The sequence below is a fragment of the Roseburia sp. AF12-17LB genome, from assembly GCF_003479605.1.
Classification (GTDB): domain Bacteria; phylum Bacillota; class Clostridia; order Lachnospirales; family Lachnospiraceae; genus Roseburia_C; species Roseburia_C amylophila.
In genome coordinates, this window is the sequence record NZ_QUHR01000001.1 from 323,667 (window position 1) to 338,935 (window position 15,269).

Consider the following 15,269-nt stretch of genomic DNA (forward strand, 5'->3'; position numbering starts at 1 on the left):
ATCGTTGAAAAACGGGGTGCTCGCATAGGCGGGCTGAGAGTAAGCAGAAGCTTTAACCCAGAACCTGATTTGGATAATGCCAACGTAGGGAGATAACGAAACGCAGGTGCGATTACTTAGTGTGCAGGAATCTTTTTTACAGGGGTCCTGCACTTTTGTTTTTGCAGGTGGTGAGGAGAAATCACATATGAATATTACAAGAGAACAGCTTCTTCTTTATGCCATTACCGACCGTAGCTGGCTTAAGGGAGAGACCTTATATGAGCAGGTAGAAAAAGCATTGAAGGGCGGAGTTACTTTAGTGCAGCTTCGGGAAAAAGAATTATCTGAGCCGGAATTTGAAGCAGAAGGCAGAAGCCTTTTGGAACTCTGCCACCGTTATAGGGTACCATTGATCATCAATGATAATGTGGAACTGGCAGAAAGGATAGGAGCCGATGGCGTGCATGTGGGACAGTCCGATATGGAGCTGACCCGTGCAAGAGAAATTCTTGGAACAGATAAAATCATCGGAGTGACTGCGAAAACAATAGAACAGGCACAGGCAGCAGAAAAAGCCGGTGCAGATTACTTAGGAAGCGGAGCCGTATTTGGCAGCAGCACCAAGACTGATGCAAAGCCGATGGAACTAAGCCTCCTGCAGGAAATCTGCCAGAGTGTCACCATCCCCGTAGTCGCAATTGGCGGCATCAACCACGATAACATCCTGAAATTAAAAGGATGCGAAATTGCAGGAGCAGCAGTTGTAAGTGGGATCTTCGCATGTGAAGACATCGAAGAGGGAACGAAAGAACTGTTGCAAAAAGTAAATATGGTAGTAAAAAATCATGAATAAGATAGGACATAAAAAAGTCTTACTTATATAAAGTGCAGATGATGATAAGATGAGTCTTATTTTGAATGAGGAAACACGCTGTCCTTGGAATACCATTTCTTTGTCTTTCCTGGGACACTTGGATTTCCCCTATTCAACAGGCAACGCCGGCATCATGGATGTGCCGGCGAGGCGGAATGGAGCATGGATGCAACTTTTCGCCGTTTGCCGGAAAAAAGATATACTTACGGGAAATTCTAGTGACCCTGAAAGACAAAGAAGGTATGCAAGGGCAGCGGGATTGCTCATTGGAAATATAGTAAGATATATCATCGCCTGCAATGTAATAACAAACCACAGCGGCAGATTGGGGGCACCACCTTAGGTCGCTATACAAAATTAATGCAAAGGAGACAAATGTATGAACACAGCATTAACAATCGCTGGAAGTGATTCCAGTGGAGGCGCCGGCATCCAGGCAGATATTAAGACGATGACCGCCAATGGCGTATACGCCATGAGTGCGATCACGGCACTTACTGCCCAGAATACAACCGGCGTAACAGACATTATGGAGGTAACTCCAGAATTTTTGGCAGAGGAGCTGGATCGTATTTTTACGGATATATATCCGGATGCAGTGAAGACCGGAATGGTCTCTTCCAGTGCTCTGATAGAGACAATTGCGGACAAACTGACAGCGTACCACGCAAAAAATATAGTCGTGGATCCTGTTATGGTAGCGACCAGCGGAGCAAAGCTCATCAGCGATGACGCTATCGGTACATTGAAAACTAAATTATTGCCTCTGGCAACTGTTATAACCCCAAATATCCCGGAAGCGGAAGTGCTTTCCGGTATGGAGATAAAGACAGAAGCAGATATGGAAAAAGCAGCAGAAATCATTTGTAAAACCTTCGGTTGTGCCGTGCTGTTAAAAGGCGGACATCAGTTAAATGATGCCAATGATTTGCTCTGGCAGAAGGACAAAGAGCCGGTATGGTTCCACGGAAAGAGAATTGACAATCCAAACACCCACGGAACCGGTTGTACCTTATCATCTGCCATAGCATCTAATCTTGCCAAGGGACGCAGCCTGGAAACATCCGTGCAGTATGCAAAGAATTACATATCCGGCGCACTGGCAGCCATGTTAGACCTTGGAAAGGGAAGCGGCCCGATGAATCACGCATTTGCAATAGAAGGAGAATATACCAATGAATGAGAAGAAGACATCTGTATTCAGTAACGGATTAATCTGGTTTGGAGCCGGTGTATCCATAGCTGAAATTTTAACCGGAACTTATTTTGCACCACTTGGATTTGGCAAAGCCATGGCAGCTATCTTATTGGGACACTTAATCGGTGGACTGATGATGTTTGCAGCAGGAATGATTGGTGCAAGAGAACGAAGAAGTGCCATGGAAACCGTAAAAATGAGCTTTGGAGAGAAGGGAAGTCTTCTTTTTGCAGCGTTGAATGTATTGCAGCTGGTAGGCTGGACTGCCATAATGATTTATGATGGCGCACTGGCAGCCAACGGTGTCATTCCGGTAGCAAACTGGTTCTGGGCAGCCATTATCGGAGTCCTCATTATCCTTTGGATCCTGATTGGACTTACCAATCTTGGAAAGCTCAATACCGTTGCAATGACCGCATTATTTATCCTGTCACTGGTATTATTTAAAGTGATTTTTATTGGAAATGGAGCCATTCCGGCAATCGTGGATGATGGAAGCCTTACCTTTGGCGCAGCCGTAGAGCTTGCGGTAGCAATGCCACTTTCCTGGCTGCCATTAATCAGTGATTATACAAGAGAAGCAGAAAAACCATTTGCAGCAACCGCAGTCAGCGTTGTTGTATACAGTCTGGTCAGTATTTTCATGTATGTCATTGGTATGGGTGCAGCACTTATTACCGGTGAATATGATATTGCACAGATTATGTTAAAGACCGGATTTGGTATCGTAGGACTTGTGATTATCATTTTCTCAACAGTAACAACGACTTTCTTGGATGCTTATTCTGCAGGTGTTTCCAGTGTATCCATTTCTGAGAAAATCAATGAGAAATGGGCAGCAATTATTGTAACGGTAATCGGAACTGTTGCAGCAATTGTATATCCAATGGATAACATTACAAATTTCTTATATCTTATCGGTTCTGTCTTTGCTCCGATGATTGCCGTACAGATTGCAGATTACTTTATTTTAAAGAAAGCCAATGCAAAAGACATGGCATTTCAGTGGCGTAATCTTGGTGTCTGGCTTATCGGATTTGTGCTTTACCGTGTGCTGATGCACATTGATACTCCGGTTGGAAATACACTTCCGGATATGGTGGTTACCGTCATTCTCTGCGTGATTGTGGAAAAAGTTGCAGAAGCAGTAAAGAAAAACTAAGAGGTTCCCATCCTCTCGGATGGGAACAGAAGAGAGGACAAAATGAATCACAGATCAAACTTAAAGAAATTAACCGTAACCGCAATTTTTGCAGCAATCGCAGTCGTAGGAAGCCTGTTTTCATTTCCGGTATTCGGCTCAAAATGTGCCCCGGTACAGCATCTTGTAAACGTACTGTGTGCTGTTCTGGTAGGACCTTGGTGGGGACTAGCCCAGGCATTTATTGCATCCTTAATCCGTAACCTTTTAGCATTGGGAAGTCCACTGGCATTTCCGGGAAGTATGTGTGGAGCACTTCTTGGCGGACTTCTTTATAAATATGGAAAGAAACTCCCATTTGCATATATCGGTGAGGTAGTAGGAACCGGAATTATCGGTGGAATGCTTTCTTATCCGGTTGCTTATCTGGTAATGGGAAATACAGCAGCTGCATTATTTACTTTTGTAGTACCATTCTTAATCAGTACCTGTGGCGGAACCATTATTGCAATGATTATTACCATTCCTTTAAAGAAATCAGGAATGTTAGCAAAGATGAAAGACAGTCTGGAGAACTAGAATATGGAATTAGAAGCCGGAAAAATTGCAGAACTGCATCATGAGATAAAAAAGAAACGTCCGGTCATTCACTGTATAACCAATGCGGTGACCGTCAATGACTGTGCCAATATTCTGCTGGCAGCAGGCGCATCTCCGACCATGGCACATCATCCGCTGGAAGTGGAAGAGATAACAGAAGGGGCAGCAGCCTTAGTCTGCAATCTTGGAGCTATTGCGGATTTTGAAGCTATGGAAAAAGCCGGAAAGAAAGCGGATGAAATGGGACATGCCATTGTATTAGACCCGGTAGGAATTTCCGGTTCTACTTACCGGCGGATGAAATGCCAGACTTTGATAAAAGAAATTCACCCGACCTGCATTCGGGGAAATTATTCTGAGATTCGTGCACTGTTAAAGGACTGCAATACCGTAACCGGTGTGGATGCATCGGATAAGTCTGTTGATGTGGAAAGCATGAAACAATATGCGAAGGTACAGAAGACCATACTGATTGCATCCGGTGCAGTGGATGTGATTACGGATGGCGTAGAAGTCTTTGAATGCAGAAGAGGCCATGAAATGATGGCGCATATTACCGGAAGCGGTTGTATGTCATCGGTTATGCTGGGTGCATTTCTTGGAACAGAAGCAACCATAGAAGCGGCAGCAGCCTGCTGCAGTTTTATTGGATTGTGCGGCGAGGCAGCCGCAGAAAAAACAAAGGAATGTCAGGGCGGTACCATGACATTCCGAAATGTTTTCATCGATGAAGTTTCACTGATGACACCGGAGAAAATTTATGACCGGTATCAGGAAAAGTAGTTTTGTATACCAGATGATGCATTAATCATTTGGCGTATTGTGGAACCGGCCTTCCAATTCTTCTGTCTTTACAATATTGATAAAGGCATGTGGGTCGATGGAACGTATCATAGGAATTAACTGGCGCTTAGCCTCCGTATTAATGACGGAGTAGATAAGCGTCTTTTCTTTTTCTTCATAACAGCCAATGCCCTGAAAGAGGGTGGCATCGTGGTTGGTGGTTTCCCGGATCGCATGATAAATTTCATTGGATTTATCAGAAATAATAAACAGAGTCTCTTTCTTGTAACGCTTATAAAGCATCTGAATTACCTGTGTGCTGCAGAACTGGTAAATAATGGAATAAAGTGCAATAGACCAGCCAAAGAGAGCACCTGCAATGGCAAGGATAATGACATTGCCAAGGAGAATATAATTCCATGCATCAATTCCCTTCTGGGAAGAAAGATAAATACTGATAAAATCGGTTCCACCGGTAGTAGTTCCAACGTTTAAGCACAGGCAGATGGCAAATCCGTTTAAAAGACCACCGAACACACTGATTAAAAGAACATCCTGTGTAAATACATAAGCCGGCAGCAGGTCTACGAAAATACTGGATAAGAAAATCGTAAGAATCGAGTACCAGGTAAATTTTTTCCCAAGGAACCGGAAACCGATATAGATTGGGAAAATATTTAAAGCCACGTTGAAAAAGGTATATGGAATATCAATATGGAAAAAGGTCAGTCCGATTTCCTGCAAGAGCAGGGATACTCCGGAAAAGCCACCCGGAAATAATCCGGCAGTTTTCGCAAAACAACGCAGGTTCCATGCATACAGAATCGATGCAAAAAATACGACGAAAATCCGGAAGACCTGATAAAATTTTGGATGTTTGGACTCAATGGAAAGAAACATAATGATTACCTCCTGTTATCAGATTTTTTTATAGGGACTGTGTCCATAACACTTCTCACAGACCCGGAACGGATAACCTACCGGCAGCGTTACGCCGCAGTATTTACAGGTGCGGATATAATCCTTCTTATCTTTGGCAAGAAGCTTCATAATTGTATCTTCTGTCTTTTCCCGTTCCCGGTTTAATCGCTCGCTATCAGAAATTTTTCCCATTCTGGTGGAAAACTGATGGTACAAGTCCAACATTTTATAAAAAGTTTCGTAACGCATCAGTCCCTTGTCATTACACATAATCAGTGATGGAAAATGAAGGGAGACATCAGCAGTATAGGTTTTACAGTAATAGAGCCACAAATCAACGATATCCCGGTTTTTGATATCAATGGAGCAGGTCAGCATCCGGTAGAGGGTATGTTTATCCTCAAATCCATCGATTTCTTTACGGGCTTTATATGCCTTATCATATAGAAAGAGAATTTCGTCAATGCTGATTTTCTCAAAAGGAGCAGAGGGCTCTACGGATTTCCATATTTTTAAAATGGCATTTAATGGCTCGTCCATATCTAAAAGGACATGTGGGAAACCAAGGCTTACCTTCTTAATAACCGGTTCCGGCTGGTCAAAACGTTTGGCAATATAATTTCTGGCATCCTCGCCCATGGCATTGACATAACCGGTGTCATACATGCCAAACCGTCCGGCACGTCCGGCAATCTGCCGTATCTCCGGAATATTAAGCGGGCGGGTGGAAATGCCGTCATACTTTTCTGTCTGGATAAAAACAATTCTTCGTACCGGAAGATTCAGTCCCATACCGATGGCATCGGTGGAAACCACTACTTTTGTTTTGTGGCTTAAGAAAAGACGAATCTGTCTTCTGCGGATTTCCGGTGGAAGACTGCCGTAGATGACACTGGCACGAATTCCCTCACGTTCTAATCGTCCGGCAATGTCTAAGACAGCACGCTTGGTAAAAGTGATTAGTGCATCACCTTCTGTGACATCATCCGGAAAAACAAATGCCTCTTGCTCACAGACCAGTGCAGTTTTCCGTTCATAGTGGCGAACCTCAAAGGTATCCTCACAAAGGGCTATGAGGTGGGTAACAACTTCCTCGGCAGCAGGACTCATGCAGATATGGATTTCATCTGCTTTTACCCCCAGAATAGCGCGGGTCCAGGAGTGCCCACGGTCACGGTCTGCAATCATCTGTGCTTCATCAATAACGGCAATATCATAGTGCTGTTCCATGTCCAACATTTCAATGGTAGAAGAAGTAATCCGGCTGTTTTCCTCCGGAATGCATTCTTCTCCGGTAAGCATTGTACAGGCAATGCCGGCATCTTTCATTTTTTCATAGATTTCCAGCGCCAGAAGACGCAAAGGACCAAGATAGACTCCGCACGAAGCCTCTTTTAAACGCTCTAATGCGTGATAAGTTTTGCCACAGTTGGTAGGACCAACATGCAGGATAAAATGCCGCTGCATGCCTCTGGTCTGTGGAAATTCTGTTTCCGGTTTCAACGGAACCATCCCGACAATCTGATGACGCATTCCAAATTGTCCATACTGATGGCACAAATCCTTTAAGGTGCGCCGGCAGATTGCAAGGGGCATTTCCTGATATAAAAAGTTTAAGAAACGCTCTGTAATTAATTCCGGTTCCTCGTCCCGCAGGGAACTGATATCAAGACGGACCAGCTCAGCAACAAGATAAGTCTCAAACTGCATAATATAAATGGGATTGGCATCCCGATAAACAAAATAGGAAAGATTACGGAGCTGACGGTGATAATTCTCCAGCTGCGGCTGTTTTATCTTCGGAGAATGGATAGTCAGCAGTTCCTTGGAAAGCCGCTGCATCCGCTTCGGATAAGGGCCTGTTTCCGGTATCGTTTTTTTATGCTTCTTTTTTGCAAAGGTTTTATACTGGGCACAATAGAATTGTACTAATTTATCTGTCTGTATCATACGACCTCCATATCTATGCTAAGTATACCATTCTTTGGGTATGGTTGCAAAAGACATATTTTTCACTTTACAGGAAATTGCTTTCCTGTAAAGTAAGAAACGCTCCGCGAGGATGCGCACTGCGGCGTATAAGGTAGATGTCGCAAGCGACCGCCGCAGGCGCGAGAATGTGCCAAGGCACATTCTATGTTCTATGAAATCTCTTCCACCGCTGGTTTGACTTCGGAGAAAATGGGTGTTACAATCGTTCGGTATGAAATGCTTTATGCAGGCGATGGGGAAAGCTTATAAGATACAATAAATATCATTGGTATTTAGAGATTGACTGGCTTTGACCTAAAATGCCTACAGTTCTTACACATATGTTTTTCTTGATTGTAAACTGTCTTTTGCCTGCTTTGACTGGAATACTGTACTGTCCGCTGGATACGGATGCCACATAAGTCCTGCAAGGGGCACTAGGAATTTCGATTTACAGCCTGCTTTGTCTGGCAACCGGCACAAATTCACATCCATGTTCATCTGTGCCTCGCTGGTACATCCCTGTACCAGCGTTGCCTGTTGCCAGACGAAATTCCAAGTGCCCCTAACAGTCCTTGAAATGCATCCGCATTTCAGCGAACGGTGCAGTATTACTGTCAAACATGAAAAAGACGGTTTTCATAGCAGAAAGAAAAACATATGTAATAGAACTGTGGTATTTTATGGTCAGGTCAGACAAGCTATGAATACCAAGGATATTTCTTTTAACTTATTGTCTTTCCCCCTCGCCTGAGAAAGAAAGGAGACCATGATGGAACACACAGTAGAAACTACGAAGAATCCGCTGGCGGAAGAAAAAATCGGGAAACTGATTGCCCGCTTTGCAATACCGGCAATCATCAGCATGCTGGTAAGTTCCCTTTATAATATAGTAGATCAGATATTTATCGGACAGGGCGTTGGCATGCTTGGAAATGCTGCAACAAATATTGCATTTCCGGTATCAATTATCTGCACGGCAACGGCATTGTTACTTGGAATCGGAAGTGCATCCAATTATAATCTGGAGACCGGAAAAGGAAATGTAGAAGAAGCAAATAAGATTGCAGGAACAGGACTGGGTCTTCTGTTTATCTGTGGAGTGATAATTGCAGCAATCGTATTGCTGTTTTTAAATCCGCTGCTGTATTTATTTGGTGTAACACCGGATGTGCTGCCATATGCACAGGATTATACATTTATTACAGCCTTTGGAATCCCGTTTCTGGTATCCACAACCGGTGGAACGCATCTGATTCGTGCGGACAGAAGCCCGACCTATTCCATGACCTGCATGCTTGTGGGCGCAATTATCAACACGATTTTAGACCCGTTATTTATTTTTACATTTAACTGGGGAATCAAAGGAGCCGCATGGGCGACTGTAATCGGACAGTTTGTATCAGGTCTGCTTGTTATTATATATTTTGTAAAATTCCGAAAAATGGAACTTCGGTTTTCCATGCTTCGTCCAAGGGTAAAATATATGAAAGTGATTGCAGCATTGGGAATGGCTTCCTGCATCAACCAGATAGCCATGGCAATCGTGCAGATTACCATGAATAATACGCTGCGTCATTACGGAGAAATGTCTGTATATGGAACAGATATCCCCCTTGCCTGCGTTGGAATTATCTCAAAAGTAAATATGGTATTTATGGCAATCTGTATTGGAATTTCCCAGGGCTGTCAGCCAATCTGGGGCTTTAATTATGGAGCGGGAAGTTTTGGGAGAGTAAGAAAAACATTCTGGCGTGCCTTTGAGATATCCGTGCTGGTGGGTGTTGCATTTTTTATTGTATTTCAGATATTTCCACATCAGCTGGTGACGGTATTTGGTGATGGAAGTACAGAATATTTCCAGTTCGCAGAGCGGTATTTCAGAATTTTTATGTTTATGACATTTATCAATGGAATCCAGCCAATGTCTTCTAGTTTCTTTACATCCATTGGAAAAGCCAGACTTGGTATTGTTGTATCACTGACCAGGCAGGTGCTGTTTTTACTGCCGCTGATTCTTATTTTCCCTTTGTTTATGGGAATCGACGGAGTAATGTATGCAGGACCAATCGCAGATGCCGCTGCAGCTGTCGTTGCCATTTTCTATGCACTGCGTGAATTAAATATCATGAAAAATTTAGAAAAGAAAGCAGTATAAAAAATATCAATATAAAAAACGTCAAAAGAATCCCATGGAAAACAGAAATATTCTCCATGGGATTTTTGCTATTGCCGGACATTTGTAAGAATTTGCCGGTGGCAGGTCCTACAGGTTATGAAATAGCGGTATAAAACGGCAAAAGGCAGGTCTTTGGGATTAGAAGCTGTGGCCGCCGCCACCGCCTCCACCGCCACTGCTGCTGCCACCGCCGCCACCGCTGCTGCCACCGCTGCTGCCACCGCTGCCGCTGCTGGAAGGCGGACTGTAGACACGGGATTGCCGGATAAAACGGACATTTGGATTGACAATATTGCACTGTGTAAATACCTTTCCTAAAAGATCTGTTTTCGATGGTCTCTTCGCACGGGAGAAGGAACGTACCAGAAAATAATTTAACAACAAAGCAATGATAACTGCTAAAAAGGCATTACTGATATATTTCATCGGCTGCGCAATTTTTCGCCCTTCGAGCAATGTATTAATCTGACCAAAAGCGGTAAATGCACAGGTGTAATAATCACCATCAGAGGCATATTTGTATACATTATCGGTGATAGTGTTGGCATAACTTTTCGTAATGGTTTCATAAATGGTTCCGTTGCTGTGAATCCAGATGTTCCGATTGTCCATATCAATGAGAAATACGGTTGCACTGGTGGAACCGAAGGTGTCGCGGTAATAGCTTCGGATATAATCCTCAGTAGAATAGTAAGGATTGTAATCGATGGATTTAAAAGCAACACTTCCGTAAGTGGTAATCGGAGCCATCTCTTTTCCAAGGGTGGTTTCTTCCTCGTCTGTTAAAAGGTTGGCATCGTCCTCAACGATAACCTGATAACCGGTGCTTTTATTGGTATAGGTCTTGGTTTCGGCTTTGCAGGTAATACTTCCGTTAAGTAAGAGGAAGAAACATGCAAGCAGGCAGCCAAGAATTATTTTTGCAGAAAAAGAGCTGTATTTCTTCTTATATGTATCAGGCACGGTCATCACCTCCCTGTCGGTTAAACTGCGGCAGTTTCCGCATGGTAAGCATATTGTATTCCTTTAAAATGCTAAGAAGCGTAAAAATAATACCGGCAAAAGATACAATTGCACCACCATAGTAATAAAGGTCGGAAACCGGATGCAGGAAAGTAATCATTCCAGCAGCAGCAATGGAAATTAAAGCTCCTAGGAATCCCGGAATTTTTCCACGGGTGGTTGTTTCGCTGAACTGGGAAAATCCAAACAGCGAAGTCAGAACCCCACCGCCGATAACAATAAGCATGACAATTTTAGAAAATGAAAAACCGCCGGAACTAAAGATTCCCATTAGAACCTGAATTGCAAATACACCTAAAAACAGATAAGGAATTATGTTTTCGAATTTAGATTTCATGCTTTTATGGGGCTTTAAGTTTACTTTTACTTTGGCTTCTTTCTTGACATTTCCCTGTTTGGACTGATATCCCCTGTCATGCTCATAGGTTTCCTGACTATGGATTTCGCTCAGCTCCACAAAATAAATAATGGAGGCAAAAAGTGCCAGTGCCGCAGAAAGTATCAGGGTTGAAGCAGGCCGTATGGTAAAGAAAAGATTTAAAAGCAGAAAAACCGGGATAGCCAGTAGAAAGGAACCGAGTAAAAATTTACGTCTATCTACCGGGATATCAGCAGCAACCTTTCCGGTCTGTCCATTGACCGTAGCGTAGGCAACGCGGTCTTTGTTACGGTAGGATAAGAACCATACCGGAAGCATGGCGCTGGCAGCTTCCTTGCATTCCGTATTTAATGCATAACTCATATAATGGTTTGTTTCCGGATAAATAAAACTAAATTCCTGGAAGGCAGGTATTTTTTTGACTTTGGAATAAGTCTGTTCATTGGCAATGGCTTTTGCGTCCTCCAGATAAATATCACTGTCCACATCGGCAGTATCAGCATAGAAACCACACAGAATGGACGGAGTAAAACTTTTCATGCCGCGCACATCAAAGGGAGCAATATTCTCGCTGATAACATCCGAAAAAGAAGAAGACGCATCATAAGAGAGCCCTTTATAATAGGCATCCGTCTGGCAGAGCAGATTATAGTGGTCGGTTACAATATAGTTACCTTCCCGGTGGCTTTTTTCGGCCGGCAGCTGTACCGTACCTTCGTGGGTAATGTTATATACCCAGTAAGGCATATAAATCCCACGGAAATTGTCTACATTGCGCGGGTCTTTCAGTTCCTTAGGGGCAAAAATGGCATGGTGCATCATTTTGCCATAAGCCTTCTTGCAGTCCTCCTTGGTAATCTGGAAAGGAACAATGTAGTCAGGACGTTTTTCCCTGGCAATCCGGCTGTCAAGAATCGTAGAAGCACCACAGAAACTACAGAATCCGGTTGCAGCATTCTCAGTACTTAAGATTTCACCGCCGCATTGCGGACAGGTGAAAATGTTGACATCATAAGTAGATGTCTCCACAGCATCGTGATCCTTCTGATAGCTGTAAGGATTCAGCTGTGTGTGACAGTAGTCACAGAAAAGTGATTGTGTTGGAATATCAAACCTCAGATTTCCGCCACAATTGGGACATTCATACATAACATTCTCCTCTTTTGATTTAATATACTCAGGTATTGACCGCACAAGGATACGTTGTCCCCGGAAAACTTCTGGTATCGAAGACCTTTGTTTTAGATATAAAAATACCGAATTTCTAATGTGTGTGTTTCACTTTTGGTTATAAAAACTATCTTTCCAATGTTTGACAAAATCACTGTACGGTTCGTCGAAATGCAGATGCCTTATAACGACTGCTAGGGGCACTTGGAATTTCGCCTGAAAACCGGCAACACTGGCACAGGGATGTGCCAGAGAGGTGCATATGAGCACGGATGTGAATTTGCACCGGTTGCCGGATAAAGTGATATATTGTCCGAAATTTCCGGTGCCCCTTGCAGCCGTTAGGTGGCATCTACAATCGACGGACAGTGCAGCGATTCCGTCAAAGCAACGGAAAGACAGTTTACCATCAAGCGAAACACACATATAAGAAATGCAGGTATTTCATATTATAAAAACAAAAGGTTCTTCGATACCAAAGTTTTCCGGTATCAACTTATCTCGTTGACAATGACCTAATGTAATATACTAATATGGTAATAGAAATATAACAGAAAGTAAATACATTTTACTTTATATTTTCAGAAAATTGAGTTATAATATATATATCTAGAAGTAATACGAGAGAGTTGTCATACGACCGTAGAGGAGGGGTGCTTATGAGACAGGAATTTACTTATAACCAGATTGCACACCTGAATGCAGCGTTACATGAACAACGCCTGCCATACCGTATTAGCTTTCATGATGCGGAGACAGCCGTTGTAGAACCGTTAGGATTTTGTGCATGTGATGGTAAAGAGGGTATGCTCAAAGCGGCAATTGAAGCATTTTTTGAAAAAGAGGGAATGACCGTAACATTCTCTGACCATTGCGAAATTATTTCACCGGGATGCCGGACCGTTTCTGTGGCAGCCTGCCAGTAGAAACAGGTGAAACCGGAAAGATGGGCAGATTAGAAGGAAGAAGCCGGAATTCAAAAATCTTTGAGATGGGAACAGATTTTTGAAAATACGTTCTCTTTTAAGTCCTCATCAGAACAGAACATTTGAATCGCTATATCCACTGCTTTCGGAGAGAGAGCAGTGGATTTTTTGAGCCATGAAATATCAGCGGCAGACTCTGTCCCTGTAAGAAAATGATTTACAATTTCATTTAACCGGTGGCAGAATTCCATCAGGGAATGATAATCATGAATCATATCTAAAAGGTTGTGCCCATAAAGTTCCTGTTCAAAGGAACAGGTAGAAATTACCTGCATGCAAAGGTGCAGTTCACCGGTAATATCAGAAGCTTCCATCAGAATGTCCGGGCGTTTCGCATAGCTTTCCATGAAAATGGACTGGGCTTTCTGGTAGTCGCCATTCGCAAAACATTTTGCCAGAGATTCCCGGAGAACTCTTGTTTCATGTTTTTCGCCGGACATCCCCACCATACATTCATAAGTGGAGAGATTCTGCTTCGCAATGTAAACTGTTAACAGAAATTCCGACAGGAATCCAAACAACCGCTTGCAGTAATTATCATAGCTGCTGATATCGACTCGGCACTCCACTTCAAAGAGAATGTCAAACAGCCATTCACAGTAGGCATCAAATCGTTCCTTTGAAGTGATGAAAATATTCCCAAAATAAGTATGTACATCATGAACCATATGGTGAAAAACAGGCACATAGTCCGGGTATTTTTCAGAAATGACCTGCTCAGTAATCAGCAGATCCTTCTGGTGATGGTTCTGGCTGAAACCATTAAAATACGAAGTATTTAAAGTCAGAAGCTTTGGTGTGATCATGTCATGATTCTGAAGCAGCCGCATCAGCTCTTTTTCCGTGAAAATAAGCCCCTGCTTATTTATGAGATAACGGCGGTAATGACAGATGCCGATATAATCGCAGGCATGGTAATTTTTCCAGAGCCAGTAAATGCCGGTCAGCTCGCAGAAACTTTTGTTTTTCCGGGAAATATTGTTTCCGGTATCATCCGCAAGACAGCCCAATCCCGGAGAAATTGCATGTCCGACCTGCAGGGGAACATACATGGAATCAGTGGGAGCTTTAAATTGTTTGTGGGTCATAACGAATATTTTAATGGACATAATACACCTCGCAAAAACATGCTTTTCCTTTACTGTATACGCAATCGCATTCCCTGGCAAGAGCAAATCGGGGAACCAATCAACATTTTTGACATAAACTAATACGAAAGTAAGAAAGAATGGAAAGAGGTCAGCGTGAACTGCAGCAATTCAATCGAACATACCGTGGAAGCCGGGGATACATTATACAAACTTTCCCGGCAGTATAAGACAACGGTATCCTCTATTATTTTAAGCAATCCAAGGATAAATCCTTACAATTTACAGATTGGAATGAAGATAGAAATATGTCCGGGCAGAGAATACACAAGACCGGAAATGTCGGGAAATACAGGAAATTCCGGGATTTCCAATAACAACGGAAAAGGAAATTTAAAAGAACTGATGCGGATGGCATGGCTGAATCATACTTACCTGCTCCGGATGCTTTTGGTCAGCATGGCGGCGGATTTGCCGGATCAGCAGGAGCTGGTTACTGCATTAATTGATAATGCAGAGGAAATAGCAGACCTTTTCGGCAGATATTATCCGGAAAATACGGTGCACAGCCTCAGAGATTTACTGGTGCGCCATGTAGAACTTACCGGTGGACTGATTACCCAGAAAAAAGAAGGGAGAACGAAGGATACGGTGGAGCAGGTACGCCGGTTAAACGAAAATGCAGACCGCATCGCAGAACTTTTAGCATCTGCAACACCGGAATATGAAGAAAGTGCATTAAAAGAAATGTTCCGTATGCATGTAGAACTGATTGGACAGGAAATCAGTGAGCGGCTTGCCGGTAATTATGAAAAAGATTTACAGACATTCTGGAATATCCAGCGGCAGATTATTGCCATGGCAGATTATCTTGCCAGCGGACTGGAAACAGAGGCAAAGGAATCCGGGCTTCGTTAAAGAAAAGGCATTAAAAAGTATTATTTCTTATGGTTTCACAGCAGAAGCGGCTGTGT

Annotated in this window: 13 protein-coding genes; 8 read left to right on the plus strand and 5 right to left on the minus strand. The window is 43.1% G+C overall.

What is annotated here, in order from left to right; translation table 11 throughout:
• The first annotated feature begins 187 nt into the window (after positions 1-187).
• The 5 genes from thiE to thiM all read left to right on the plus strand — a co-directional run bounded on the left by thiE (position 188) and on the right by thiM (position 4,578).
• Positions 188-835 carry a thiamine phosphate synthase gene (gene thiE, locus DWV68_RS01480; RefSeq protein ID WP_118664838.1) on the plus strand — a complete coding sequence of 216 codons (648 nt, stop codon included), beginning with the start codon at positions 188-190 and terminating at the stop codon, positions 833-835.
• A gap of 400 nt (positions 836-1,235) precedes the next feature.
• Positions 1,236-2,039, plus strand: a complete 804-nt coding sequence (thiD, locus tag DWV68_RS01490; protein ID WP_117841259.1) for a bifunctional hydroxymethylpyrimidine kinase/phosphomethylpyrimidine kinase — start codon at positions 1,236-1,238, stop codon at positions 2,037-2,039.
• A complete protein-coding gene (gene cytX / locus DWV68_RS01495) occupies positions 2,032-3,216 on the plus strand; it encodes a putative hydroxymethylpyrimidine transporter CytX (RefSeq protein ID WP_117698459.1) in 1,185 nt (394 codons plus the stop codon). The genes thiD and cytX overlap by 8 nt, the downstream gene beginning before the upstream one ends.
• A 42-nt stretch (positions 3,217-3,258) precedes the next feature.
• Positions 3,259-3,774, plus strand: coding sequence for an energy coupling factor transporter S component ThiW (gene thiW / locus DWV68_RS01500; RefSeq protein WP_118056529.1), 516 nt, complete (start codon positions 3,259-3,261; stop codon positions 3,772-3,774).
• 3 nt (positions 3,775-3,777) lie between these two features.
• The gene (thiM, locus tag DWV68_RS01505) at positions 3,778-4,578 is read left to right on the plus strand and encodes a hydroxyethylthiazole kinase (protein WP_117946333.1); all 801 of its coding nucleotides are present in this window, start codon (positions 3,778-3,780) and stop codon (positions 4,576-4,578) included.
• A 21-nt stretch (positions 4,579-4,599) separates the two neighbouring features.
• On the opposite strand, the gene DWV68_RS01510 is transcribed toward thiM, so the two are convergent.
• Together DWV68_RS01510 and DWV68_RS01515 are read right to left on the minus strand one after the other, a co-directional pair.
• Complete coding sequence (locus DWV68_RS01510; RefSeq protein WP_118056528.1) at positions 4,600-5,478, minus strand: YitT family protein; 879 nt, start codon at positions 5,476-5,478, stop codon at positions 4,600-4,602.
• A gap of 18 nt (positions 5,479-5,496) precedes the next feature.
• Positions 5,497-7,449 carry a helicase-related protein gene (locus DWV68_RS01515; RefSeq protein ID WP_118056527.1) on the minus strand — a complete coding sequence of 651 codons (1,953 nt, stop codon included), beginning with the start codon at positions 7,447-7,449 and terminating at the stop codon, positions 5,497-5,499.
• Positions 7,450-8,242: 793 nt separating this feature from the next.
• Between DWV68_RS01515 and DWV68_RS01520 the strand changes: the two genes are divergently transcribed.
• Positions 8,243-9,628 carry an MATE family efflux transporter gene (locus DWV68_RS01520; protein ID WP_330419922.1) on the plus strand — a complete coding sequence of 462 codons (1,386 nt, stop codon included), beginning with the start codon at positions 8,243-8,245 and terminating at the stop codon, positions 9,626-9,628.
• A gap of 159 nt (positions 9,629-9,787) precedes the next feature.
• Here DWV68_RS01520 and DWV68_RS01525 read toward each other — a convergent pair whose 3' ends face one another.
• Positions 9,788-10,612, minus strand: a complete 825-nt coding sequence (locus DWV68_RS01525) for a TPM domain-containing protein (protein ID WP_158561564.1) — start codon at positions 10,610-10,612, stop codon at positions 9,788-9,790.
• A complete protein-coding gene (locus DWV68_RS01530; RefSeq protein WP_118664842.1) occupies positions 10,605-12,200 on the minus strand; it encodes a zinc ribbon domain-containing protein in 1,596 nt (531 codons plus the stop codon). Before DWV68_RS01530 ends, DWV68_RS01525 begins: the two co-directional genes overlap by 8 nt.
• 680 nt (positions 12,201-12,880) lie before the next feature.
• On the opposite strand from DWV68_RS01530, the gene DWV68_RS01535 reads away from it, so the two are divergent.
• Positions 12,881-13,147: an RDAC family protein gene (locus DWV68_RS01535; RefSeq protein WP_117698453.1), complete on the plus strand. Its 267-nt coding sequence runs from the start codon at positions 12,881-12,883 to the stop codon at positions 13,145-13,147.
• 50 nt (positions 13,148-13,197) lie between these two features.
• Here DWV68_RS01535 and DWV68_RS01540 read toward each other — a convergent pair whose 3' ends face one another.
• A complete protein-coding gene (locus DWV68_RS01540) occupies positions 13,198-14,316 on the minus strand; it encodes a DUF4422 domain-containing protein (protein WP_118664844.1) in 1,119 nt (372 codons plus the stop codon).
• Positions 14,317-14,451: 135 nt separating this feature from the next.
• Between DWV68_RS01540 and DWV68_RS01545 the strand changes: the two genes are divergently transcribed.
• On the plus strand, positions 14,452-15,213 hold the full coding sequence (locus DWV68_RS01545) for a LysM peptidoglycan-binding domain-containing protein (protein ID WP_118664846.1): 762 nt from the start codon (positions 14,452-14,454) through the stop codon (positions 15,211-15,213).
• Positions 15,214-15,269 lie beyond the last annotated feature (56 nt).

What these genes read in the sequence shown, in the direction of transcription:
- thiD (WP_117841259.1), top strand. Translation starts at nt 1,236, where the DNA reads ATGAACACAGCATTAACAATCGCTGGAAGTGATTCCAGTGGAGGCGCC.
- thiW (WP_118056529.1), top strand. Translation starts at nt 3,259, where the DNA reads ATGAATCACAGATCAAACTTAAAGAAATTAACCGTAACCGCAATTTTT.
- thiE (WP_118664838.1), top strand. Translation starts at nt 188, where the DNA reads ATGAATATTACAAGAGAACAGCTTCTTCTTTATGCCATTACCGACCGT.
- DWV68_RS01540 (WP_118664844.1), bottom strand. Translation starts at nt 14,316, where the DNA reads ATGTCCATTAAAATATTCGTTATGACCCACAAACAATTTAAAGCTCCC.
- DWV68_RS01535 (WP_117698453.1), top strand. Translation starts at nt 12,881, where the DNA reads ATGAGACAGGAATTTACTTATAACCAGATTGCACACCTGAATGCAGCG.
- DWV68_RS01510 (WP_118056528.1), bottom strand. Translation starts at nt 5,478, where the DNA reads ATGTTTCTTTCCATTGAGTCCAAACATCCAAAATTTTATCAGGTCTTC.
- cytX (WP_117698459.1), top strand. Translation starts at nt 2,032, where the DNA reads ATGAATGAGAAGAAGACATCTGTATTCAGTAACGGATTAATCTGGTTT.
- DWV68_RS01520 (WP_330419922.1), top strand. Translation starts at nt 8,243, where the DNA reads ATGGAACACACAGTAGAAACTACGAAGAATCCGCTGGCGGAAGAAAAA.
- DWV68_RS01515 (WP_118056527.1), bottom strand. Translation starts at nt 7,449, where the DNA reads ATGATACAGACAGATAAATTAGTACAATTCTATTGTGCCCAGTATAAA.
- DWV68_RS01530 (WP_118664842.1), bottom strand. Translation starts at nt 12,200, where the DNA reads ATGTATGAATGTCCCAATTGTGGCGGAAATCTGAGGTTTGATATTCCA.
- thiM (WP_117946333.1), top strand. Translation starts at nt 3,778, where the DNA reads ATGGAATTAGAAGCCGGAAAAATTGCAGAACTGCATCATGAGATAAAA.